Here is a 20,764-nt window from a genome sequence, read left to right as displayed (position 1 = left end):
ATGTGCTCACAGCCTAGGGGAAGGTAACGTAGACGCTCGTGCACGTACTCTCCGTCAGCTCTTTGAAAGGCGGGGTCGGCAAGACGACCGTGACGCTCGGGCTGGCATCCGCCGCCTTCGCACGTGGCGTTCGCACCCTCGTCGTCGACCTCGACCCGCAGTCCGATGTGTCCACCGGCATGGACATCCAGGTCGCCGGCCGGTTGAACATCGCCGACGTCCTGGCCAACCCGAAAGAGAAGGTCGTCCGTCAGGCGATCACCTCGAGCGGCTGGGCCAAGGTCCACCCCGGCACGATCGACGTGCTCATCGGCAGTCCCTCGGCGATCAATTTCGACGGACCCCACCCGAGCGTCCGCGACGTGTGGAAGCTCGAGGAGGCCCTCGCCACGATCGAGTCCGAATACGACCTCGTCCTGATCGACTGCGCCCCGTCGTTGAACGCGCTGACGCGCACCGCGTGGGCGGCGAGCGACCGCGTCATCGTGGTCACCGAGCCGGGCCTGTTCTCCGTCGCCGCCGCCGACCGCGCTCTGCGCGCCATCGAAGAGATCCGGCGCGGCCTCTCCCCCCGTCTGCAGCCGCTGGGTGTCGTGGTCAATCGCGTCCGCCCGCAGTCGATCGAGCACCAGTTCCGCATCAAGGAGCTGCGCGACATGTTCGGCCCCCTCGTCCTGAACCCCCAGCTGCCCGAGCGCACGTCGCTGCAGCAGGCGCAGGGCGCGGCGAAGCCGCTGCACGTGTGGCCCGGAGACTCCGCGCAGGAACTGGCCGCCGACTTCGACGCGCTGCTCGACCGCATCGTCCGCACCGGCCGCATCCCCGTCGCCGGCGACACCCCGCAGTCCTAGCCGCGTCTGTCGCAGCGGGCGGGTCGCCCCGTGGCACGGCGACGGGCCCGGTCGACGTGCGCGTCGTGCTCGTCAGAGGATCCCCGGATGCCGAGGCGTCCGAGGTTCCGACGTCTCCGGGGTCGCGTCAGGCGGTGCGAGCGGCGCGACGCGCGGCGAGCTCGTCGACGGCCTCGGTCGCGGACTCGAAGTCCACGAGCGTCGACTCGACCTCGCGCAGGACCTTGCCCACGGCGATGCCGAACACGCCCTGGCCACGACTGACGAGGTCGATCACCTCATCGTTCGAGGTGCACAGGTAGACCGACGCGCCGTCGCTCATCAGGGTGGTGCCGGCCAGGTCGCGGATCCCGGCGGCCCGGAGCTGATCGACGGCCGTGCGGATCTGCTGCAACGAGATGCCGGTGTCCAGAAGGCGCTTGACGAGCTTGAGCACGAGGATGTCGCGGAAGCCGTAGAGCCGCTGCGAACCGGAACCGCTCGCTCCGCGCACGGTGGGGACGACGAGTTCGGTGCGGGCCCAGTAGTCGAGCTGGCGGTACGTGATCCCGGCGGCCCGCGCCGCGACCGCTCCACGGTAGCCCGTGTCGTCGTCCATCTCGGGCAGTCCGTCGGTGAAGAGGAGATCGGTGGCGAAGCGGGGTTCACCGAGTGCGTCGCCAGCGTTCATGCTCGCGTCCCTCCTCATCGGCTCGTTGCTTCCACGCTAGATCAGCGAGGGGCCCCCGGCAACGACATCCGGCCCGAGGGGGTCGGCGTGTCGCGATCAGGACAGCATCCGGTCGATGGCCTCGCGCACGAACAGGGTCCGCACCTCGTCCAGACGCGCGGCCAGCTCGGGCGCGAGCTCGCTCGCCCGCGCGCGGGAGGCCGCGTCGGGGCGACGCAGCAGCGCCGCCAGTGCCGACTCGACGAGGGCGGCCTCGCGCTCGGCGCTCTGCCGCAGCGACCGCACGTGCCGCGGTTCGATGCCGTGGCGATCCAACGCCACGAGCGTGCGCAGCAGGGCCACGGTCTGCTCGGAGTAGGTCTCGGCTCCCGTGATCACGCCGGTGCTGATCGCGTCGTTGAGCAGCTGCGGGGCAGCGCCCGCCGCCGACAACAGCTCGTCGCGACGGTAGCGCCGGGGGGCGTTGGTCATCGACGCGATCGCCGTGGGCGGGGCGGGGTTGCGGCCCGCGTCGACGTCGGCGAGGTAGTCGCGGATGACCGCCAAGGGGAGGTAGTGGTCGCGCTGCAGCGTCAGCGCGACACGCAGACGTTCCAGGTCGGCGGGCGAGAACTTCCGGTAGCCCGATTCCGTCCGCGTGGGCGAGACGATGCCCTGCACCTCGAGAAAGCGAAGCTTGCTGGAGGACAGCGCGGGGAACTCCGGTGTGAGTCGCGCGAGGACCTGTCCGATGCTCAACAGCCCCGAGGCCGCCGGACGACCGCGGGCGGGGGCTGCCGCCATCAGTGCTCTGCCGACGGGAGGTCGACGGGCGAGCCGAAGAAGTTCAGCCGGAACTTGCCGATACGCACCTCGGCACCGTTGACCAGCGCGGAGCGGTCGACGCGCTCGCCGTTGACGTAACTGCCGTTCAGCGAGCGCTGATCCACGATCTCGAAGGCGCTGCCGGCGCGGGTGATCTCGGCGTGCCGGCGGGACACGGTGACGTCGTCGAAGAAGATGTCGGCCTCGGGATGCCGGCCGACGGTCGTGACGTCGGTGTCGAGCAGGTAGCGGGCACCGGTCGTCGGACCGGAGCGCACGATCAACAGCGCCGCACCCGAGGGCAGCGCGTCGATCGCCTCGAGCTCGGCCTCGGTGAGGTCGGCACCGAACGGGACGAAAGAAAGATCGGCATCGTGGCCGAACGTCTGAGTCGTGTCGTGCGACCGATCGGACGCGGCGGCGTCCGCGGCGCGTCGAATGTCATCGCGCTCGAATCTGCGGGTCTCGTCCACGGCTTCTCCTTCTTCTCCACCATAGCCGACCGACTCCGAGCTGGAGCGGTCGATCGACCCTCGCACAGGTCATGGGATGTACGTCTTCTCCCGACATCGGAGACCGAACCGCTTTCGGGCAGCGGCTCGGTTCGACGGGGGACACTCGAACCTATCCACCCGGGGTCGGCCCTGTCGAGTCCGGGCCGCTGCGCGTGTCACCCGCCCCGGGCCTTCGTTCCCAGGCCCCGTACGAGTGCGCTCGCTAGGGTCGGTGGCGTGATCACGACCTCCGCGCCGCGTCGGCGCGCCCTGCCCGCCGTCCTGGCCACCGTCGCCGTCGCGCTCGCGGCGCTTCTGGCCCCCGCCGCGCCTGCATCCGCGCACGACGAGCTGGTGTCGTCCGACCCTTCCGCCGACGCGGTCCTCGACGCGCTGCCCGCCCAGATCACCCTCACGTTCAGCGCAGATGTCCTCGATGCGGAGGGAGCGACCGTCATCCAGGTGACGGATGCCGAAGGCACCGTCCTCACCGACGGCGCACCGGAGGTCGCGGGCACCGTCGTCACGCAGGCCCTGGCAGGCCCGGCGTCCGGCGCCGTCACCGCCGTCTGGCGTGTGGTCTCCAGCGACGGGCACCCCATCGACGGCACGTTCTCCTTCACCGTCCCGAGCGCCCCGACGCCCACGGCGACCCCGACCCCCACGGCCTCCCCGTCGACGACGCCCTCGCCGGAGCCGACCGTGACGGTCACGGCGACACCGGCGCCGGCGGAGAACACCTCGGATGCCTCTCCTCTGCCGTGGATCCTGCTCGCCGTCGCCCTGGTCCTGGTCATCGGGGCCCTCGTCTGGCTGCTCGTCGCACGGGCCCGCGGGGGCTCCACCGGACGCGGCTCAGCCGGCAGCGTCGAGCGATAGGCTTTCCGCATGCCTCATTACGATCTGGTCATTCTTGGTGCGGGTCCCGGCGGGTACGTCGCGGCCGTGCGCGGCGCGCAGCTGGGGCTGTCGGTCGCGATCGTCGAAGAGAAGTACTGGGGCGGTGTGTGCCTGAACGTGGGCTGCATCCCCTCGAAGGCGCTGCTGCGTAACGCCGACCTCGCCCACACCTTCCACGCCAAGGCCGACCTGTTCGGCATCTCCGGCGACGTGCACTTCGACTTCGGGAAGGCGTTCGACCGGTCCCGCACGGTCGCGGCCGGACACGTCAAGGGCATCCACTACCTGATGAAGAAGAACAAGGTCACCGAGTACGAAGGCCGCGGCCACTTCACCGACGACCACACCCTGAAGGTCACCAAGGCCGACGGGTCGACCGAGCAGGTCACCTTCGACAACGTCATCATCGCCACCGGCTCCACCGTCCGACTGCTCCCCGGGGTCACCCTGAGCGAGAACGTCGTCACCTACGAGGAGCAGATCCTCAACCGCGAGCTCCCCTCCTCGATCGTCATCGTCGGCGCCGGCGCGATCGGCATGGAGTTCGCGTACGTGATGACCAACTACGGCGTGAAGGTCACCATCATCGAGTTCCTCGACCGGGCCCTCCCCAACGAAGACGCCGAGGTCTCCAAAGAGATCCAGAAGCAGTACAAGGGCTACGGCGTCGACATCCTCACCTCCACCAAGGTCGAGACGATCACCGACCACGGCGACAAGGTCACGGTCACCTACACCGGCAAGGACGGCGCGCAGGGCTCCATCGACGCCGACCGGGTGCTGATGTCCATCGGCTTCGCCCCCAAGGTCGACGGGTTCGGCCTGGAGAACACCGGTGTGAAGCTCACCGAGCGTGGTGCGATCGACATCGACGACCACATGCGCACCAACGTCCCCCACATCTACGCCATCGGCGACGTCACCGCCAAGCTGCAGCTCGCGCACGTCGCCGAAGCCCAGGGCGTCGTCGCCGCCGAAACCATCGGGAACGCCGAGACGCAGACCCTCGGCGACTACCGCAACATGCCCCGCGCCACCTTCTGCAACCCGCAGGTCGCCTCCTTCGGCCTCACCGAGCAGCAGGCCCGCGACGCCGGCCACGACATCAAGGTCGCGAAGTTCCCCTTCTCGGCCAACGGCAAGGCCAACGGCCTGGGCGAGCCCGTCGGGTTCGTCAAGCTCGTCGCCGACGCCGAGACGCTCGAGCTCATCGGCGGCCACCTCATCGGCCCCGACGTCTCCGAACTCCTCCCCGAACTCACCCTCGCCCAGAAGTGGGACCTCACCGCTCTCGAGGCCGCGCGCAACGTGCACACCCACCCGACACTGTCGGAGGGCCTGCAGGAAGCCTTCCACGGTCTCGTCGGCCACATGATCAACCTCTGACCCGACCGGTCGCAACGATCGACGGCCCCCGTCCCGCTCTCCGGAGCGGGGACGGGGGCCGTCGGTCGTTCAGGTCGGAGGGCGGGCTCAGTGTCCGAGGGTGCGGGCGAGCTTGGACGCGGATGCCGCGGGCCGACCGCCCGCGGCGAACACCGCGGCGTCCACGGCGGCGAACAGCGCCGCACGACCCGTCTCGTCCGCCGGCCCGGCGGGACCGAGTTCGACCTCCCACTCGCGCCATTCGGACTCCACACCGCGGCGCTCGTCGCGCGCACGGACACGGTCGTCGACGAACTCCGCGACCACGCCGCCCTCTGCGTCGAGCAGAGCATAGGCGGTGCGGTGGTTGCGCACGCGCGCGAGCGGCACGAACGGACCTCGCGCCCAGGCGACGACGGCATCCTGGATCTCGTCGGGGACCACCGGATCGGCATCGGGGTCGTCGACGCGACCCAACGGCCAGTGGGTCTCGGACCGCCCGCCTGCGGCGGGGGCCTTGATGTGCCAGCCCTCGTCGGGTCCGCCCTGCCTGCGCCGTACGGCGACACCCGCGCAGGCCAGGCGGGTGTCGGCCGTGTCGACGTAGCGGGCGTCGAGGTCACGCGGCTCCGGGTCGCCGACGCGAACGACCCCGGGGAGGTTCGACCAGTCAGGAAGGGGCGTGTCGACGTCGACGTCGTACGTGGACTCGATCTCGACCGACGACGACCCCGGGGATGCTGCGCTCAATCGTCGCGCTCGTTCGCTTCGCGATTGATCTCCTCGGTCTCCTCGATGTAGGTGAAGACCGCCTGGGTCGGCCCGTCGGAGTCGCCGGTGTTCTCGAGCCCGCCGTCGCGGCGGTAGACCAGCTGTCCTTCGCTGTAGGGCATGATCAGCGTGTCGTCGGACTCGTTCTCGAGCGGGATCACCTGCCCGTCGAGCGGGCCTCCGGTCAGTCGTGCGATAGCCATGGGCCCAGCGTAGACCGGCCACTCCGGCGCGGTCCGCGCCTTGACACCCCTCCCCTAGACTCGCTCGGGTGACGAGCGCGGACCTCCCCGGCGACAAGCCGTTCCTGCTCCTCGCGACCCGGGCGCAGGACCTCCCCGCCGACGAGGAGTACGCGCTCTTCCTCCGCTTCACGGGTCTGCCGCCCGAGCGTCTGCGGCGCGTGCGGCTGGAGCGCGAGCCGATGCCCGAGATCGACCTCGACGAGGTCGCCGGGATCGTGGTCGGAGGCAGCCCGTTCAACGCCTCCGATCCGTGGGAGAAGAAATCCGCGGTGCAGCGACGCGTCGAAGCCGAGATGGCGGCGCTCGTCGACGCGGTGGTCGCTCGCGACGCACCGTTCCTCGGCGCCTGCTACGGGGTGGGCACCCTCGGCACACACCTGGGTGCTCCGATCGACGGCACGTACGCCGAGCCGATCAGCGTCGTCGAGGTCTCGCTGTCGGACGCGGGGCGTGCCGATCCGCTCCTGGCCGGGATGCCCGACACCTTCCCGGCGTTCGTGGGGCACAAGGAGGCCATTGCCGCGCTCCCGGACACCGCCACTCTGCTGGCGTCCTCGGCCACGTGCCCCGTCCAGATGTTCCGGGTCGGCCAAAACGTCTACGCCACGCAGTTCCACCCCGAGCTCGACCTCGACGGCATCGTCACGCGCATCCACGCGTACGCGTCGTACGGATACTTCGCGCCGGACGAGCTCGATCTCACCCTGGCCGCCGTGCGGAGCGCACCCGTGACGGCCACCGGCCGCATCCTGCGCGCGTTCGTCGAGCGCTACGCCCGCTGAGCCGGGGTCCGCCGCACGACGGGCACAGCCGCGGTGAACGCGGGTCGCACGCGGCGCAGCTGCGGTTCCAGCCCGAGGTCGACGAGCACGATCCGGCCGGCGAGCCCCGGGCCGTCCCCGCGCAGAAGTCCCGCCTTGACGGCTCCGAACGTCACCGTGATCTCGGCGGGGAGCACCGCGGCATCCGTCTCCCCGGTGTCCGGGTGCAGACCGCTCGGGACGTCGACGGCGATCACCCGCACGCGCCCATCGACGACCGCGGGGCGCAGCACCTCGACGACGGCGCGGGCGGTCCCCCGCAACCGGGAATCGGCGGAGGCGCCGATGCCGAGGATGCCGTCGACCACCAGGACGTGGTCGGCGGCGGCGGCGCAGATGTCCGAGGCGTCGCGAAGGCGCGCGCCCGTGGCCAGCGCACTGTCGAGCGCTTCGCGGTGCACCCGGTCGCGAGTGAGCACGATGTCGACGCGAGGCGCCGCCCGGGCGAACTCCGCGGCGGCGTACAGCGCGTCCCCACCGTTGTCGCCGGAACCCGCGAGGACCAGGACGGGACCGGGGTGCACAGCCAGTTCCTCTTCCACCACACGCGCCAGAGCACGCGCGGCCTCGCGCATGAGCGGACGCCCGGCGGCCAGGAGGGGGGCCTCCGCCGCGCGGATCGCGTCGGCGGTGTACGCCAGCACGCGTCCGCCCCCGCCGGGGCCGATCGGGATCACGACGGCGACCGCTGCTTCTCGAGCGTCTCGCGTTCGTGCACCGCAGCCTCGCGGGCGGCGTTCAACTCGCTCGCCGCCGCCTGCACCTGTCTCTCGGCGCGCTGAACCCGGAACTGGATCAGGGTGGCAGCCCCGTACTTCGCGCGAACGCGGTCCTCGTCCTCCTCGTGCCCCACGGTGATATACGCGCCCGCAAGGAGAATGACCTGGCTGGAGAGGTTCAGCCACAGCAGCAGGGCGATGAGGGCCGCGAACGTGGCCAGGAGCGGGTTGCTGCCTGCTCCCCCGACGAACAGACCCGACAGCTGCTGCAGCGCGACGAGCCCGACCCCGCCGAGCAGGGCGCCGCGCAGCAGCGTCGCCCGCCGCACGTGCAGGCCCGACAGCAGCGCGAACGCCGCGGCGATCACGGCGGTGTCGAGGGCGAGCACCACGATCGTGGAGATGAGCCAGGTCAGGATGCCGCTGACCCACGAGTCCGCCGAGATGCCGAGCAGGTCGCGGACGACGGTGAGCCCCGCCGTGGCGAGGAAAGTGACGCCCGCCGCGGCGGCGAGCGCCACGCCGATGCCGATCGCCATCAGGAGATTGCGCAGGAGCACCCACACGATGAACGTGTCCTCGGTCGTGACGTCCGCGATCTGTCGCAACGCCGAACGGAGCGAGCCGACCGCTCCGATCGCGGCGCCGATCAGACCGATGGATCCCACGACGCCGGCGACGGTGAAGCCGGCGGGTGCTTGGATCGCGGTGACGTCGATCAGACCGTCGGGACCGACCAGGCCGGGGATGACGCCGTCGACCGCGCGGACGAGGGCCGACAGCGCGTCCGGGTTGCCCGAGAGCCAGAGTGCCGCGAACGAGAAGCCGATGAGGACCCCGGCGAAGACGCTGAAGAGCGTGCGATAGGTCACGCTGTCGGCGAGCATGGGTCCGCGTCGCCCCGAATAGACGAGGTACGCGCGCACGAGACGCCGCTGCAGCGCCCACGCGGTGACGCGGCGGATGAGGTCAGCCATTGCTCCAGGCTAGGGGGCGCCGGTTCTGTCCGGACGGGGTTGACCGGACGGCGAATTCGGGCGAGGCGCTCAGGTCAGGGTGCCCAGAAGCGTCCACCACGTCCCGAGCAGCAGCGGGGGTCCGAACGCGAAGGCCGTGCGCCGGGCTCCGGCCAACAGCACGCCCGCGGCCGCGGCCGCGCCGCAGGCGAACCCCGCGAGGAGCCCCGAGACCACGGCATCCGGTCCCCACCAGCCCAGATGCGCACCCGCGAGCGCGGCGAGCGTGACGTCTCCGCCGCCGAAGCCGGCGGGCCGGACCAGGTGCGGCACGAGACAGACGACGAACGCGGATGCAGCCCCGCCCCACACGCCCGGGATGCGCTCGCCCTCTCCTCCCGAGAGCGCGGCGGCGGTCAGCACGATGAGGGCGAACGCGAGACCCGGCAGCACGACAGCGTGCGGGAGCCGCTGCCGACGGACGTCGATGACGGCGAGCACGACGCTGAGCAGCGCGAACACGGCGAGAGCGGCGCCGAGCACGGGCGGGGTCCGCTATGCGTCCAGCACGGACAGCTCGACCAGGACGATCGCCGTGGGCGCGATGCCCTCGCGCTCTCGGACTGCCCGCTTGAGGGGGAGGACGTACGCACCGTCGGACTGGGGGAACACCGATGTCCGCCACGTCGACGCGCCGATCGTCGCTTCGACGCGGACACCGCCGAAGCCGCGCCGATACGTCTGCGTCTCACGGATGGCGTCGCTGAGATCGAGCGGCAGCGCGACGAAGTACCAGTCGCTGTCGAGTCTCGCCTCCCACCGGAAGACCTCTCCCTCGAACTCCACGATCACGCTGTCTCCTCCCGACGGCGTCACCCTACCCGGCGTCGTGAGCGCCCCGGCCGCGTTCTCCCCGGGGAGGAGCCGTCACCGCGGCAGGAGTCCGGCCGCCCGCGCGGGTTCGGCGTACGCCCGCGCGAGCGTGGCGACCGTGTCGTGCGCGTTGAGGCCGCTGGGGTTGGGCAGTACCCACGTCATGACGCCGCCGATGCCCTCGGCCTGCCGTCCGGCGACGGCTCGGGGGCGGTCGAATCCCTGCCGGTACGCCGTGAGTCCGACGACCGCGACGACCCGCGGCGCGAGAGCGGCCACGCGCGTCTCCAGCGACGCAGCGCCCGCGCGCAGCTCGTCCCGACTCAACTCGTCCGCGCGCGCGGTGGCGCGGGCGGCGAGGTTGGTCACCCCGACTCCCGCGGCGAAGACCATGCGGCGGTCCGCGTCGTCGAGCGGCCCCGTGAAGGCCGGCAGGCGCGGCAGGATCCCGGCCTCCACGAGCGCGGGCCAGAACCGGTTCCCCGGGCGGGCGAAGGCAGTGCCGGTCGCAGCCGTCCACAGCCCGGGGTTGATGCCGACGAACAGCAGTCGGAGCCCCGGGCCGGTGAGATCGGGGATCGTGGCATCCCGGAACGACTGCAGCTCGGCGCGCGAATACCCCATGACACCACTATGACCACTTCACCGCGCGCGGCGGAGGGCTGTGGGAGGATCGGCGGGATGGATGCCGTGCCCGCGCTCACCGAGATCCCGTCGCCGCAGTTCGTCATCGTCGGCGACAACATCCGCCTCGCGACGTACTCCTGGGGCGATCCTGATGCCGAGACCGTGCTGTGCGTGCACGGCTTCGGGTCCAGCACGCGCGACAACTGGGTCAACACCGGCTGGATCCGAGACCTGCTGCGCGCCGGATTCCGCGTACTGGCGGTGGATCAGCGCGGTCACGGACTGAGCGACAAGCCCCACGACGCGAACAGCTACCGTATGACCGCGCTCGTCTCCGATCTGGTCGCTGTGCTCGACACCTACCTGGTCGACCAGGTCCGCTACCTCGGCTATTCCCTCGGCGGTCGCGTCGGCTGGCAGCTCGCCGTCGACGCGCCCGAGCACGTCGAACGGGCGGTCCTGGGCGGCATCCCCGACGGCCGCCCCCTCGCGCGGCTGCAGGTCGAGCAGGCCCGGGCGTTCCTCGACCGCGGCGAGGCGGTCCAGGATGCCACCACCCAGCGCTACATGGCTCTGGCCGAACGCGTCCCCGGCAACGACCTTCGGGCACTCGTCGCGATCGCCGAGGGGATGCGGCTCGGCGAGACCGATCCGGACCCGGCCGCTCCCCCGCGGCAACCGGTGCTCATCGCCACCGGCACCGAGGACCCCATCCACGATCAGTCCGCGCGTCTGGCGCGACTCCTGCCGCAGGGGGAGTTCGTCGACATCCCGGGGCGACACCACGTGAACGCCCCCGGAGCACGCGCCTTCCGCGAGGCGGGTATCGCGTTCCTGTCGCGCGAGATCTGACCCGCCTCAGCCTCAGCCGCAGACGTACACCGTGGCCGGCGCGCCGGACGCCTCTGCGCAGTTCTGCTGCACCCAGGTGCGGATCTGCGCCGAGGCGGTCCCGGCGGTTCCCGCGTCGGCCGTCGCCCCCGCGGTCCCGCCCATCCGGTCGTCGCCGCCGACGACGAAGCGCAGCTCGCCGCTGTCGACGAGCGAGACGAAACGGTCGAGGGTCGGCACCGCATCGGTCCCGTTGAATCCACCGATCGGCAGGACCGCCTCGCCGTCGGAGGCGACGATGAGCTGCGCGGCGCTCTGCGCCCCGAAGGCCGCGGCGAGATACGTCGCTCCGTCACGGTTCTCCTCGAGCCACGTCAGCAGGGCGGCGGTGTCACCGGTCCCGCCCGCTGCCCCCGCCCCGCCCGCGGCACCGGCCCCGCCGGGCGCGCCCCCGCCGTTTCCGCGCCCCGGTGCGGCGCCGCCGCGGGGACCGGGGAACGCCCGCGACCCGCCCGCGTCGGCGGACATGTTCTGCCCGCCCGTCGCTGCGCCGGAGCGCCCGCCGAAGGCTCCCGGACCGCCGAAACCGGACGCCGTCTCCGACACCCCGCCGGCGACCGGGTTGATGGCGCTGGGGTGGGCGATGGTGACCGCCGACCACACCGCCGGGGTGAGCAGCAGGCCCACGACCAGGGCGGCGGCCGTGACGAGGCGAGCGCGCTGACGCGCGAGCAGCAGCACGATCGCGGCGACCGCCGCCGCCGCCTGAGCGATGGCCACAGGGAGGCTGTACCCGCCGACGGAGATCCCGATACCGACCGCTGTCGCCGCCGCGACCGCGACGACCGTCACCGCGGGCCAGATGATGCCTTTCCGCGCAGTCCAGGCCAGTGCGGTCGCGACGACGAGCGCGAGGGGCACCGCGAGGGCTGCCGTGTAGAACTGGTGCATCCCGGCGACCACCGAGAACATCGCGACGAAGGTCAGCGTCCAGACCGTCAGCAGCAGGGTGAGAGCCCGGGGGAAGCGGAGGAGCCACAGCACGACGAGCGAGACGATCGCCGCCGGGATCAGCCAGGCGATCTGGCCGGCCAGCTGCGCGTTGAACAGGCGCAGCAGACCCGGCTCGCCCGAGAACGGCGGAGTGAACGACTCGTACGCCGAGCTGTCGGATGTGGCGGCGAACCGCCCGAGACCGTTGTATCCGAACACCATCTCCCACGGATCGTTGCCGATGGTGCTGCCGATGTACGGGCGGCTCCCGGTCGGGATGAGCGCCACGATCGCCACCCACCACAGCGAGGCCACGGCGCTGACGACACCCGCGACGAGCAGGTGTCCGACCCGACGCCCCCAGGACTGCGCCGTGCACAGGTAGGCCGCGGCGAGCGCGGGCCAGACCGCCCACGCCTCGAGCATGTAGAACTGGAACGACAGCCCGACCGATGCGCCCGCGATCACGAGCCAGCCCAAGCTGCGTGAGTGCACGGCTCGGACGGCCGCCCAGGCGGTGATCGCGAGGCCGAGCACGAAGAACGACTCGGGTTGGTTGGAGCGCGAGACCGCGACGAGGATCGGCGTCACCGCCACGATCGCGCCGGCCAGCAGACCCGCCCGGACTCCGCCGAGTCGTCGCGCCGTCACGGCGGTGACGAGTGCCGCCCCCACGGCCGCGAGGGCGTTGGGGAGGATCACCGTCCAGGCCGAGTACCCGAACGCTTTCACCAGGAGCGCCGGGATCCAGAACGATCCCGGGATCTTGTCGAGTGTGACGGTTCCCGCCGGGTCCATGGCCCCGAAGAAGAAGTTCGACCACGACTGGCTCATCGACACCGCGATCGCGGCGTAGTACTCCGACGGCGTTCCGTCCCACACCTGCCAGGCGGTGAGGACCAGGGACACCAGGGCGATGACGGCCAGACCCCACGGCCAGGCGCCTCCGCGCGCGCGGGTGGCCGGGACACGGCGGGAGATCGGGGTCTGCGGCAGGCTCAGAACGGCGGTCACCGGCGCATCGTAGGCAGCCGAGCACGAGACACCGCCCAGCGGGGCCTATGGGTGGGCGATGGATGCCGCGAAGCGGCCGGTCAGTCGGCGTCCACGCTCAGTCGCGGCGCGCTCGGAGCCGCGGGCGCGGCCACCTGCAGACCGACCCGGACCGTCTGTCCGGCCGCGAGCGAGCCCGCCCAGCCATCGCCGCGGCAGGTGACGGTCGACGAGCGGATGCCGCACGTCATCCCCCAGGCGGTGGTCACCGCCGTCGCCCCCGGCGATTCCCATGACACCGTCCACGAAGCGACCGGCCCCGCTGCCTGGACCGTGAACTCGCTCACGTACCCGGTCGCCCATGCGCTCTGCGGGATCCAGGCCACGGCGACGGACGCCGGCGCGGAACTCCCCGTGGGGCGCGGGGTCGGCGTCGGGGTCGGCGACGGTTTGGGAGTCACCGACGGCTTCGGCGTCGCGGACGGCTTCGGCGTCGCCGACGGCTTCGGCGTCGCGGACGGCTTCGGCGTCGCCGACGGCTTCGGCGTCGCGGTCGCGGTGGGCCGCGGCGCCGGGGTCGACTGCGGCGCGGGCGCGAGGAGGGGACGCAGAGCGTCGAGCTTCGCGGTCTGCGTGGTGCGCCAGTCGTCGGCGAGCAGGCCGCCGGTGTCGCCGCTGTTGGGGTTGAACGACCAGTAGGCGTAGCTGATCTTGCGCTCGGCGACGTAGTCGACCAGGGCCGTCAACCAGGCCCTGTCGCTCGCGGTCTCGAACTTCGTACCGAACTCCCCGAGCAGAACCGGAGCGATGTTCTCCTTCGCGAGGTAGCCCCAATTGGCATCCCAGAGCGCCGGAAGATTCGCCGGGTACCGCGGGTCCGAGAACCACGCCTGTCCGTGCACCGTGGCGGGATAGTCGTGGGGCGAGTAGACGACGCGGTTCTTCACCGACAGCGTCATCGGCGCGCTGCGGACGTCCTTCAGCCCGCCGCCCCACCACGTGTTCGAGCCGTCGTTCTGACGCTCGACCCCCTCGACGACGATCAACAGGCGCGGGTTCACGGCCAGCACCGCGTTGGCTGCCCGCGTGGCGGCGGCGCGCCAGTCGCGCGCGGGGTCGCCGCAGTTCCAACAGGCCGGACCGTGCGGTTCATTGTGCAGGTCGACACCGATGACCGTGGAGTTGTTCTTGTACCGGGCGGCGAGCATCGTCCAATCGTCGATCCACCGCTTCTCGGGGTACTGCGCGGTGTACCAGAGCTCGCTCTGCGCACCCGAGTCGGGCCGGTGGCGGTCGAGGATCACCGACAACCCGTGCGCTCTGGCCCGGGCGATGACGGTGTCCAGGAGGCGCAGGGGCGTCAGGCCGACCAGGCCGGGATTGGCGTCGGCGTTGATCGAGGTGGTCTGCGTCGCCGCCAGGCACTCGTTCGAGAAGGGCAGCCGCACGGTGGTGAAGCCCATCGCCGCGATCTTCGCCAGGCCCTCGTCGAGCGAGATCGTCCACAGCCCGTGGGGAGCGCAGTTCGACGTCTCCATGCCGAACCAGGCGACGGCCTTGATCGTGTACGGGGTGCCGCTGGAGGTGACGATGGTCGAGCCCCGCGTGGACAGCCAGCCCGGCAGCGTGGCGGCGGAGGCCGCGGGAGCGGCGAGCGACCCGACGAGCAGAAGGACGGCGACCGAGGCGACGGCGGCCGCCCGCGTCCACACGCGCCGCACCCACGTCTGCCGCTCAGCCATCTCCGCGCCCCTCGTCCCGGTCATCGTAACGGTCACGGCCCTCCGGTGACGCTCACCGCGGGTCGGTCGATCCGGGTGAGCGATGCGCCCGGTGCACGACGAGGGCGAGGTGCAGGGCGGCCACGACCTCGCCGTCGTCGAGGTCGACCCCCAGCATCCGCTCGGCGAGGTCGAGGCGCTGGTAGAACACCGACCGGGACACGTGGGCCGCGGCGGCGGCCGCCGTGCGGTTGCCGGGGTGCGCGACGATCGCGGAGAGCGCCGCGAGCAGATCTCGCCGGCGCGCGGGCGGGGCGGTGAGCACCGGCGCGAGGAGGTCCTCACCGTGCTCGAGGAGTCTGTGATCGCCCCGCAGCGACGACACGAAGCGGACGAGCGGATGCCGCGCGACCCAGTGCACCTCGCCCTCGGGGAGATCGCCCACCTCGGCCAGGTCCAGCGCCTGCGCGAGCGAGTCCAGCGCGCGGGCGACCGCCGCCTCGCCGAAGCCGTCGTCCACGCGCGGTCCGATCGAGAGCCGGGGGGACGGTCCCTCTCCTCGCAGCCGCGCGCGGAAACGTTCGGCCGCCGCCCCGGCGAACGTCGTCGTCGCGGGGACGGCCAGAAGCACCGGCATCCATCCCGCGGCTCGCTCGCTCGCACCCCGCGGCGAGCCGCACAGGGCGCGGCCGCCGAGATCGACCGCGGCGGCCTCGACGTCGGCGGCGGTGGCTCCGTCGGCGGCCAGGCCGAACAGCACCGCACCGGGCAGGTCTATGTGCGCGGCGCTGAGCAGCGCCACGACCTCCTCGGCGGATCCGTAGCGGCCGCCCAGCAACGCGTCCATCAAACGGCGTCGGCCCAGGCGCGCCCAATCCTCGCCGTCCGGATCCGCGAGGCGCCCCAACGCCAGCGCCGTCGCGCCCTGCTCCAGCACGGCGCGACGTCCGGCCGGATGCCCCGGGCCCGCGAGCGCGACCAGCGTCGCCCAGCGGATGCCGCGCGCCTCCACCGGCACGATCGAGCGACCGTCGTCGCCGTCGGCGCCGAATCGACGCGACCTCTCCTGCCAGTCGCGCAGCACGGCGGGGTCGGCATCCGCGAGCTCGGCCACGATGACCTCGTGCGCGAGCGACTCCAGGACGACGGGCGCCCCGAGCGTGTGCGCGAGGCGCTCCACGATGTAGTCGGCGGGAGCGCCCCGGAGCGCGAGGGATGTGAACAGCGTGCGCACGTCGTCACGCGCCCGCAACGCCGCCGTCTGGTCGTCGATGATGCGTCGGTGCACCTCCTCGGTCACGCTCACGAACTTGATCTCGCGGTGCAGGGCGATCAGTGCCAATCCCGCCTCGGCCGCGGACTCGACCACGACGGCGGGCACGTAGCGGTAGTGGGCGCCGAGCTCGATCACGATCCCGACGAGGCCCGCCCGCACGAACTCGGCCACGAGCGCACGGAGATCCGCGGGTTCGGCCGGCCACGCCGAGGCCGTCGTGAGCAACAGCTCGCCGCCCTCGAGCAGCCGCGCCACTCCCGGGCTGTCGGACACGTGCACCCACCGCACGGGCGCCGAGAGCGCCGTCCCCCCCACGAGCACCTCGGGCGCGCCCGCGGTCAGGGCCGAGGACTCCAGCACCTCGGCGAGCGTGGGAAGACCGCGCTCGGGGAGTGATCCGGCGACATCCGGACGATCTGTCCGAGAGTGCCCGTCTTTGCGACGATCAGCCACGCGCATTCCCCCGTCTCTCTGCCGCAGAATCGGCAGTGAACACCCTACGGCGCCCCCGGTCGATCTGTCCGGCCGGCCGAGATCTCGAGGAGGATCCGCATGACCGTCATCCACCACCACATCAACGGCGAAGCCCGCGGTGCCGCGGAGCGCACGGGCGACGTCTTCGACCCCGCCACGGGTGCCGTGCAGGCGCAGGTCGCGTTCGCCTCCGCCGCGGAGGTCGACGAGGCCATCGCCGCCGCCGCGGCGGCCCTCCCCGCGTGGCGGGCCACGAGCCTCATCAAGCGCGCCGACGTGTTCTTCCGGCTGCGCCACCTCCTCGTCGAGCGCACCGACGAGCTCGCCGCGATCATCACGGCCGAGCACGGCAAGGTGCTCTCCGATGCCAAGGGCGAGATCAGCCGCGGCATCGAGAACGTCGAGTTCGCCGCGGGCCTGGTGCACCTGCTCAAGGGCGAGCACGCCGAGCAGGTCAGCCGCGGCGTCGACGTGCACTCGGTGAAGCAGCCGGTCGGTGTGGTGGCCGCGATCACCCCGTTCAACTTCCCCGCGATGGTGCCGCTGTGGATGACCGCCTCGGCGATCGCCTGCGGCAACACCGTCGTGCTCAAGCCCAGCGAGAAGGACCCCTCGGCCGCCGTCTTCCTCGCGAAGCTGTACGAGGAGGCGGGTCTCCCCGCCGGTGTGCTCAATGTCGTGCACGGCGACAAGGTCGCCGTCGACGCGCTGCTGGACTCCCCCGCCGTCCGCGCGGTGAGCTTCGTCGGCTCCACCCCGATCGCGAAGTCGATCTACTCGCGTGCCGCCGACAACGGCAAGCGCGTGCAGGCCCTGGGCGGCGCGAAGAACCACATGGTCGTCATGCCCGACGCCGACCTCGACTCGGCCGCCGACGCCGCCGTCTCGGCCGCGTACGGCTCGGCCGGCGAGCGCTGCATGGCCGTGTCGGTTCTCGTGGCGGTGGGCGACGACGTCGCCGACGCCCTGATCGAGAAGGTCGCCTCGCGCATCGAGGGTCTGAAGATCGGCCCCGGCACGGATGCGACGAGCGAGATGGGCCCGCTCATCACCCGTGAGCACCGCGACAAGGTGGCCTCGTACGTCACGGGAGCCGCGGACGAGGGAGCCGAGGTCGTCGTCGACGGTACGACGCAGGAGTTCGAGGGCGACGGCTTCTTCATCGGCGTCTCGCTTGTGGACCGCGTCGCCCCGGGCATGAAGGTGTACGACGACGAGATCTTCGGGCCCGTCCTCTCGGTCGTGCGCGTGACGAGCTACGACGAGGCCGTCGAGCTGATCAACACCAGCCCGTTCGCGAACGGCACCGCCGTGTTCACGCGCGACGGCGGCACCGCGCGCCAGTTCGAGTTCGACATCGAGGTCGGTATGGTCGGCGTCAACGTGCCGATCCCCGTCCCGGTGGGGGCGTTCTCGTTCGGCGGGTGGCGCAACTCGCTCTTCGGCGACTCGCACATCTACGGCCCCGAATCGATCCACTTCTACACGCGCAGCAAGGTCGTCACCACCCGGTGGCCCGACCCCAGCGAAAGCCAGATCAGCCTCGGCTTCCCGAGCAACCACTGACACGCGGCATCCGGAAAGGAATGACGATGACCCTCACCTCCCCCGACCTCGCCGCCGACGCGCAGGTCCGCGCCGACGACCGTGCGCACGTCTTCCACTCGTGGAGCGCGCAGGCGCTCATCGATCCGCTCCCGATCGCCGGCGGGGAGGGCTCGACGTTCTGGGACTACGCCGGCAACAGCTACCTCGACTTCTCGTCGCAGCTGGTGAACCTCAACCTCGGCCATCAGCACCCCGACCTGATCGAGGCCATCCAGCGCCAGGCGGGCGACCTCGCCACGATCCAGCCCGCCATGGCCAACCGCACGCGGGGCGAACTGGCGCGGCTCATCTCGGAGGTCGCTCCCGCGGGCATGTCCAAGGTGTTCTTCACCAACGGCGGGGCGGATGCCAACGAGAACGCCGTCCGCATGGCGCGCCTCGTGACCGGCAAACGCAAGGTGCTGGCGATGTACCGCAGCTACCACGGGAACACCTCCACGGCCATCACGCTGACCGGCGACCCGCGCCGCTGGGCGAACGAGCCCGCCGACGCCTCGGTCGTGCACTTCTTCGGGCCGTACGCGTACCGGTCGGCGTTCCACTCGGCATCCGAGGAGGAGGAGACCGCCCGTGCGCTCGAGCACCTCGAGCAGACGATCATCCTCGAGGGCGCCTCGACGATCGGCGCGATCATCCTCGAGACCGTCGTCGGCACGAACGGCGTCCTCGTGCCGCCGCCCGGCTACCTCCCCGGCGTGCGGGCGCTGTGCGACAAGTACGGCATCGTCTACATCGCCGACGAGGTCATGGTCGGCTTCGGCCGCATCGGCGAGTGGTTCGCCGTCGACGCGTTCGACGTGGCGCCCGACCTCATCACCTTCGCGAAGGGCATCAACTCCGGCTACGTTCCGCTGGGCGGAGTGGTGATCTCGGATGCCATCGCGAGCCACTTCGACACGGTGACCTTCCCCGGCGGCCTGACGTACTCGGGCCACCCGCTCGCGTGCGCTCCCGGCATCGCGACGTTCGAGGTGTTCCGCCGCGACGGGATCCTGGAGCGCGTGCGCGACCTCGGCGAGCGCGTCGTCGGCCCGCGCCTGCGCGAGATGGCCGAGAAGCACCCGTCGATCGGCGAGGTGCGTGGACGCGGCCTGTTCTGGGCGATCGAGCTCGTCCGCGACCGCGAGACGCGCGAGCCGCTCGTGCCGTTCAACGCGGCCGGCGCCGACGCGGCACCCATGACGGCGTTCGCCGCCGCGTGCAAGAAGGCGGGCCTCTGGCCGTTCACGCACTTCAACCGCGTGCACGTCGCCCCACCGCTGGTCATCACGGAGGACGAACTCGTCCGAGGCCTCGACATCATCGACGAGGCGCTCGCCATCGCCGACGAGGCGGCCGCGTCGTGAGGATCCTGCAGAACGTCGTCGACGGCGTGTCGACGCCGTCGACCGGCCGGCTCCTCGACCTCGTGAGCCCGGTCACGGGCGAGGTCTACGCGCACGCGCCGTGCGCGACCGCGGAAGAGGTCGATGCCGCTTTCCAGGCGGCATCCCGCGCCTTCGCGTCGTGGCGGCTGACGACGCCGGCCGTGCGGCAGCTCGCGCTCTTCCGTCTCGCCGACGCGCTCGCCGACCACGCCGAGGAGTTCGCCGACCTGGAGTCGGAGGACACCGGAAAGCCCCGCGCGACGCTCGTCGCCGACGAGATCGATCAGTCCGTCGACCAGCTGCGGTTCTTCGCCGGAGCCGCGCGTGACCTCGACGGGCGCGCCGCGGCGGAGTACGCCGAGGGGTTCACCTCGTACGTGCGGCGCGAGCCGATCGGCGTCGTCGCGCAGGTGACGCCGTGGAACTACCCGCTGAACATGGCGATCTGGAAGATCGCGCCGGCGATCGCGGCGGGGAACGCCGTCGTGCTCAAGCCCAGCGAGACCACGCCGCAGACGACCGTCCGGCTGGCGGAACTGGCATCCGAGATCCTCCCGCCGGGGGTGCTCAACGTCGTGCTCGGCGACCGCGAGACCGGCCGGGCGCTGGTCGAGCACCCCACGCCGCAGCTCGTGGCGATCACCGGCTCGGTGCGCGCGGGCATGCAGGTCGCCGAGTCCGCGGCGCGGCAGGTCAAGCGCGTGCACCTGGAACTCGGCGGGAAGGCCCCGGCGATCGTCTTCCCCGACGCCGACCTGGAGGCCGCGACCGCGGGGATCGCGCAGGCCGCCTTCTTCAACGCCGGACAGGACTGCACGGCGGCGACGCGCGTGCTCGTCCACGCGTCGCTGCACGACGACCTGGTGGAGCGCCTCGTGACCTACGTCGCAGAGAACGTCCGCACGGGTGCTCCCGACGACCCCGCCGCCTTCTTCGGACCGGTGAACAACCCCGATCAGCTGGCGCGGGTGCAGGGGTTCGTCGACCGGCTGCCCGCGCACGCGCGCGTGGCCACCGGCGGACACCGCGTCGGCGACACCGGCTGCTTCTTCGCGCCCACGATCGTCACGGGCCTGCGGCAGGACGACGAGCTCGTGCAGCAGGAGGTGTTCGGCCCGGTCCTCGCGGTGCAGTCGTTCGACGACGATGCCGAGGCGCTGGCGATGGCCAACGACGTGCCGTATGCGCTGGCGGCATCGGTGTGGACGCGCGAACACGGCAGGGCGATGCGCTTCAGCCGTGACCTGGACTTCGGGTGCGTGTGGATCAACGCGCACATCCCGTTCGTGTCGGACATGCCGCACGGCGGGTTCAAGCACTCCGGCTACGGCAAGGACCTCTCGGTGTACGGCTTCGAGGACTACACGCGCATCAAGCACGTGATGTCCAGCCTCGCCTGACGCCT

Annotated in this window: 21 protein-coding genes; 8 read left to right on the top strand and 13 right to left on the bottom strand. The window is 71.6% G+C overall.

All coding sequences use genetic code 11. The annotated features are described in order from the left end of the window. The first annotated feature begins 38 nt into the window (after nucleotides 1–38). Nucleotides 39–851 (top strand): ParA family protein, encoded by an 813-nt coding sequence (locus LL239_RS12680; RefSeq protein WP_228163803.1) that lies wholly within the window; start codon nucleotides 39–41, stop codon nucleotides 849–851. 127 nt (nucleotides 852–978) lie between these two features. Here LL239_RS12680 and LL239_RS12675 read toward each other — a convergent pair whose 3' ends face one another. The 3 genes from LL239_RS12675 to LL239_RS12665 form a co-directional block, all read right to left on the bottom strand. After that, nucleotides 979–1,521 (bottom strand): MerR family transcriptional regulator, encoded by a 543-nt coding sequence (locus LL239_RS12675; protein WP_077049868.1) that lies wholly within the window; start codon nucleotides 1,519–1,521, stop codon nucleotides 979–981. A gap of 96 nt (nucleotides 1,522–1,617) precedes the next feature. Beyond that, nucleotides 1,618–2,304: a transcriptional regulator FtsR gene (ftsR, locus tag LL239_RS12670; protein ID WP_228163802.1), complete on the bottom strand. Its 687-nt coding sequence runs from the start codon at nucleotides 2,302–2,304 to the stop codon at nucleotides 1,618–1,620. Continuing rightward, complete coding sequence (locus tag LL239_RS12665) at nucleotides 2,304–2,798, bottom strand: FHA domain-containing protein (protein WP_228163801.1); 495 nt, start codon at nucleotides 2,796–2,798, stop codon at nucleotides 2,304–2,306. Before LL239_RS12665 ends, ftsR begins: the two co-directional genes overlap by 1 nt. A gap of 258 nt (nucleotides 2,799–3,056) precedes the next feature. Between LL239_RS12665 and LL239_RS12660 the strand changes: the two genes are divergently transcribed. Both LL239_RS12660 and lpdA read left to right on the top strand, forming a co-directional pair. Beyond that, nucleotides 3,057–3,698, top strand: coding sequence for a copper resistance CopC family protein (locus LL239_RS12660; protein WP_228163800.1), 642 nt, complete (start codon nucleotides 3,057–3,059; stop codon nucleotides 3,696–3,698). A gap of 9 nt (nucleotides 3,699–3,707) precedes the next feature. Then, nucleotides 3,708–5,105: a dihydrolipoyl dehydrogenase gene (gene lpdA, locus LL239_RS12655; protein ID WP_228163799.1), complete on the top strand. Its 1,398-nt coding sequence runs from the start codon at nucleotides 3,708–3,710 to the stop codon at nucleotides 5,103–5,105. A gap of 87 nt (nucleotides 5,106–5,192) precedes the next feature. Here lpdA and LL239_RS12650 read toward each other — a convergent pair whose 3' ends face one another. After that, nucleotides 5,193–5,834: a CYTH domain-containing protein gene (locus LL239_RS12650; RefSeq protein WP_228163798.1), complete on the bottom strand. Its 642-nt coding sequence runs from the start codon at nucleotides 5,832–5,834 to the stop codon at nucleotides 5,193–5,195. Beyond that, nucleotides 5,831–6,058, bottom strand: coding sequence for a response regulator (locus LL239_RS12645; RefSeq protein WP_228163797.1), 228 nt, complete (start codon nucleotides 6,056–6,058; stop codon nucleotides 5,831–5,833). Before LL239_RS12645 ends, LL239_RS12650 begins: the two co-directional genes overlap by 4 nt. Before the next feature lie 68 nt (nucleotides 6,059–6,126). Here LL239_RS12645 and LL239_RS12640 point away from each other — a divergent pair, with 68 nt between their 5' ends. Continuing rightward, the gene (locus LL239_RS12640) at nucleotides 6,127–6,882 is read left to right on the top strand and encodes a glutamine amidotransferase (protein WP_228163796.1); all 756 of its coding nucleotides are present in this window, start codon (nucleotides 6,127–6,129) and stop codon (nucleotides 6,880–6,882) included. Here LL239_RS12640 and LL239_RS12635 read toward each other — a convergent pair. The 5 genes from LL239_RS12635 to LL239_RS12615 all read right to left on the bottom strand — a co-directional run bounded on the left by LL239_RS12635 (nucleotide 6,870) and on the right by LL239_RS12615 (nucleotide 10,093). Further along, complete coding sequence (locus LL239_RS12635) at nucleotides 6,870–7,598, bottom strand: NAD(P)H-hydrate epimerase (protein ID WP_228163795.1); 729 nt, start codon at nucleotides 7,596–7,598, stop codon at nucleotides 6,870–6,872. The genes LL239_RS12640 and LL239_RS12635 overlap by 13 nt on opposite strands. Then, complete coding sequence (locus tag LL239_RS12630; RefSeq protein ID WP_228163794.1) at nucleotides 7,595–8,617, bottom strand: YihY/virulence factor BrkB family protein; 1,023 nt, start codon at nucleotides 8,615–8,617, stop codon at nucleotides 7,595–7,597. The genes LL239_RS12635 and LL239_RS12630 overlap by 4 nt, the downstream gene beginning before the upstream one ends. A 69-nt stretch (nucleotides 8,618–8,686) precedes the next feature. Then, nucleotides 8,687–9,139 carry a prepilin peptidase gene (locus LL239_RS12625; RefSeq protein ID WP_228163793.1) on the bottom strand — a complete coding sequence of 151 codons (453 nt, stop codon included), beginning with the start codon at nucleotides 9,137–9,139 and terminating at the stop codon, nucleotides 8,687–8,689. Between the two features lie 12 nt (nucleotides 9,140–9,151). Next, complete coding sequence (locus LL239_RS12620; protein ID WP_228163792.1) at nucleotides 9,152–9,448, bottom strand: DUF1905 domain-containing protein; 297 nt, start codon at nucleotides 9,446–9,448, stop codon at nucleotides 9,152–9,154. A gap of 75 nt (nucleotides 9,449–9,523) precedes the next feature. Then, a complete protein-coding gene (locus LL239_RS12615) occupies nucleotides 9,524–10,093 on the bottom strand; it encodes a mismatch-specific DNA-glycosylase (RefSeq protein WP_228163791.1) in 570 nt (189 codons plus the stop codon). 57 nt (nucleotides 10,094–10,150) lie between these two features. Between LL239_RS12615 and LL239_RS12610 the strand changes: the two genes are divergently transcribed. Continuing rightward, nucleotides 10,151–10,948 (top strand): alpha/beta fold hydrolase, encoded by a 798-nt coding sequence (locus LL239_RS12610; protein ID WP_228163790.1) that lies wholly within the window; start codon nucleotides 10,151–10,153, stop codon nucleotides 10,946–10,948. Nucleotides 10,949–10,960: 12 nt separating this feature from the next. Here the strand turns inward: LL239_RS12610 and LL239_RS12605 are convergent, their stop codons facing one another. The 3 genes from LL239_RS12605 to LL239_RS12595 form a co-directional block, all read right to left on the bottom strand. Beyond that, entirely contained in the window at nucleotides 10,961–12,934 is a 1,974-nt protein-coding gene (locus LL239_RS12605) for an ArnT family glycosyltransferase (protein ID WP_228163789.1), read from the bottom strand. Between the two features lie 80 nt (nucleotides 12,935–13,014). After that, nucleotides 13,015–14,655, bottom strand: coding sequence for a cellulase family glycosylhydrolase (locus LL239_RS12600; protein WP_228163788.1), 1,641 nt, complete (start codon nucleotides 14,653–14,655; stop codon nucleotides 13,015–13,017). 52 nt (nucleotides 14,656–14,707) lie between these two features. Further along, the gene (locus tag LL239_RS12595) at nucleotides 14,708–16,363 is read right to left on the bottom strand and encodes a PucR family transcriptional regulator (RefSeq protein WP_445241965.1); all 1,656 of its coding nucleotides are present in this window, start codon (nucleotides 16,361–16,363) and stop codon (nucleotides 14,708–14,710) included. Between the two features lie 99 nt (nucleotides 16,364–16,462). Between LL239_RS12595 and LL239_RS12590 the strand changes: the two genes are divergently transcribed. Genes LL239_RS12590 through LL239_RS12580 form a run of 3 tightly spaced genes read left to right on the top strand, consistent with a single transcriptional unit; the run spans nucleotide 16,463 to nucleotide 20,759 of the window. Beyond that, nucleotides 16,463–17,950: a CoA-acylating methylmalonate-semialdehyde dehydrogenase gene (locus LL239_RS12590; RefSeq protein ID WP_228163786.1), complete on the top strand. Its 1,488-nt coding sequence runs from the start codon at nucleotides 16,463–16,465 to the stop codon at nucleotides 17,948–17,950. Between the two features lie 26 nt (nucleotides 17,951–17,976). Beyond that, nucleotides 17,977–19,338, top strand: a complete 1,362-nt coding sequence (locus tag LL239_RS12585) for an aspartate aminotransferase family protein (protein ID WP_228163785.1) — start codon at nucleotides 17,977–17,979, stop codon at nucleotides 19,336–19,338. After that, the gene (locus tag LL239_RS12580) at nucleotides 19,335–20,759 is read left to right on the top strand and encodes an aminobutyraldehyde dehydrogenase (RefSeq protein WP_228163784.1); all 1,425 of its coding nucleotides are present in this window, start codon (nucleotides 19,335–19,337) and stop codon (nucleotides 20,757–20,759) included. The genes LL239_RS12585 and LL239_RS12580 overlap by 4 nt, the downstream gene beginning before the upstream one ends. Nucleotides 20,760–20,764: the final 5 nt, after the last annotated feature.

This window comes from Microbacterium testaceum, from assembly GCF_020781835.1.
GTDB lineage: Bacteria > Actinomycetota > Actinomycetes > Actinomycetales > Microbacteriaceae > Microbacterium > Microbacterium testaceum_H.
The sequence above is the reverse complement of the archived record's forward strand: the minus strand, read 5'-3'. Positions and strand labels throughout refer to the sequence as shown.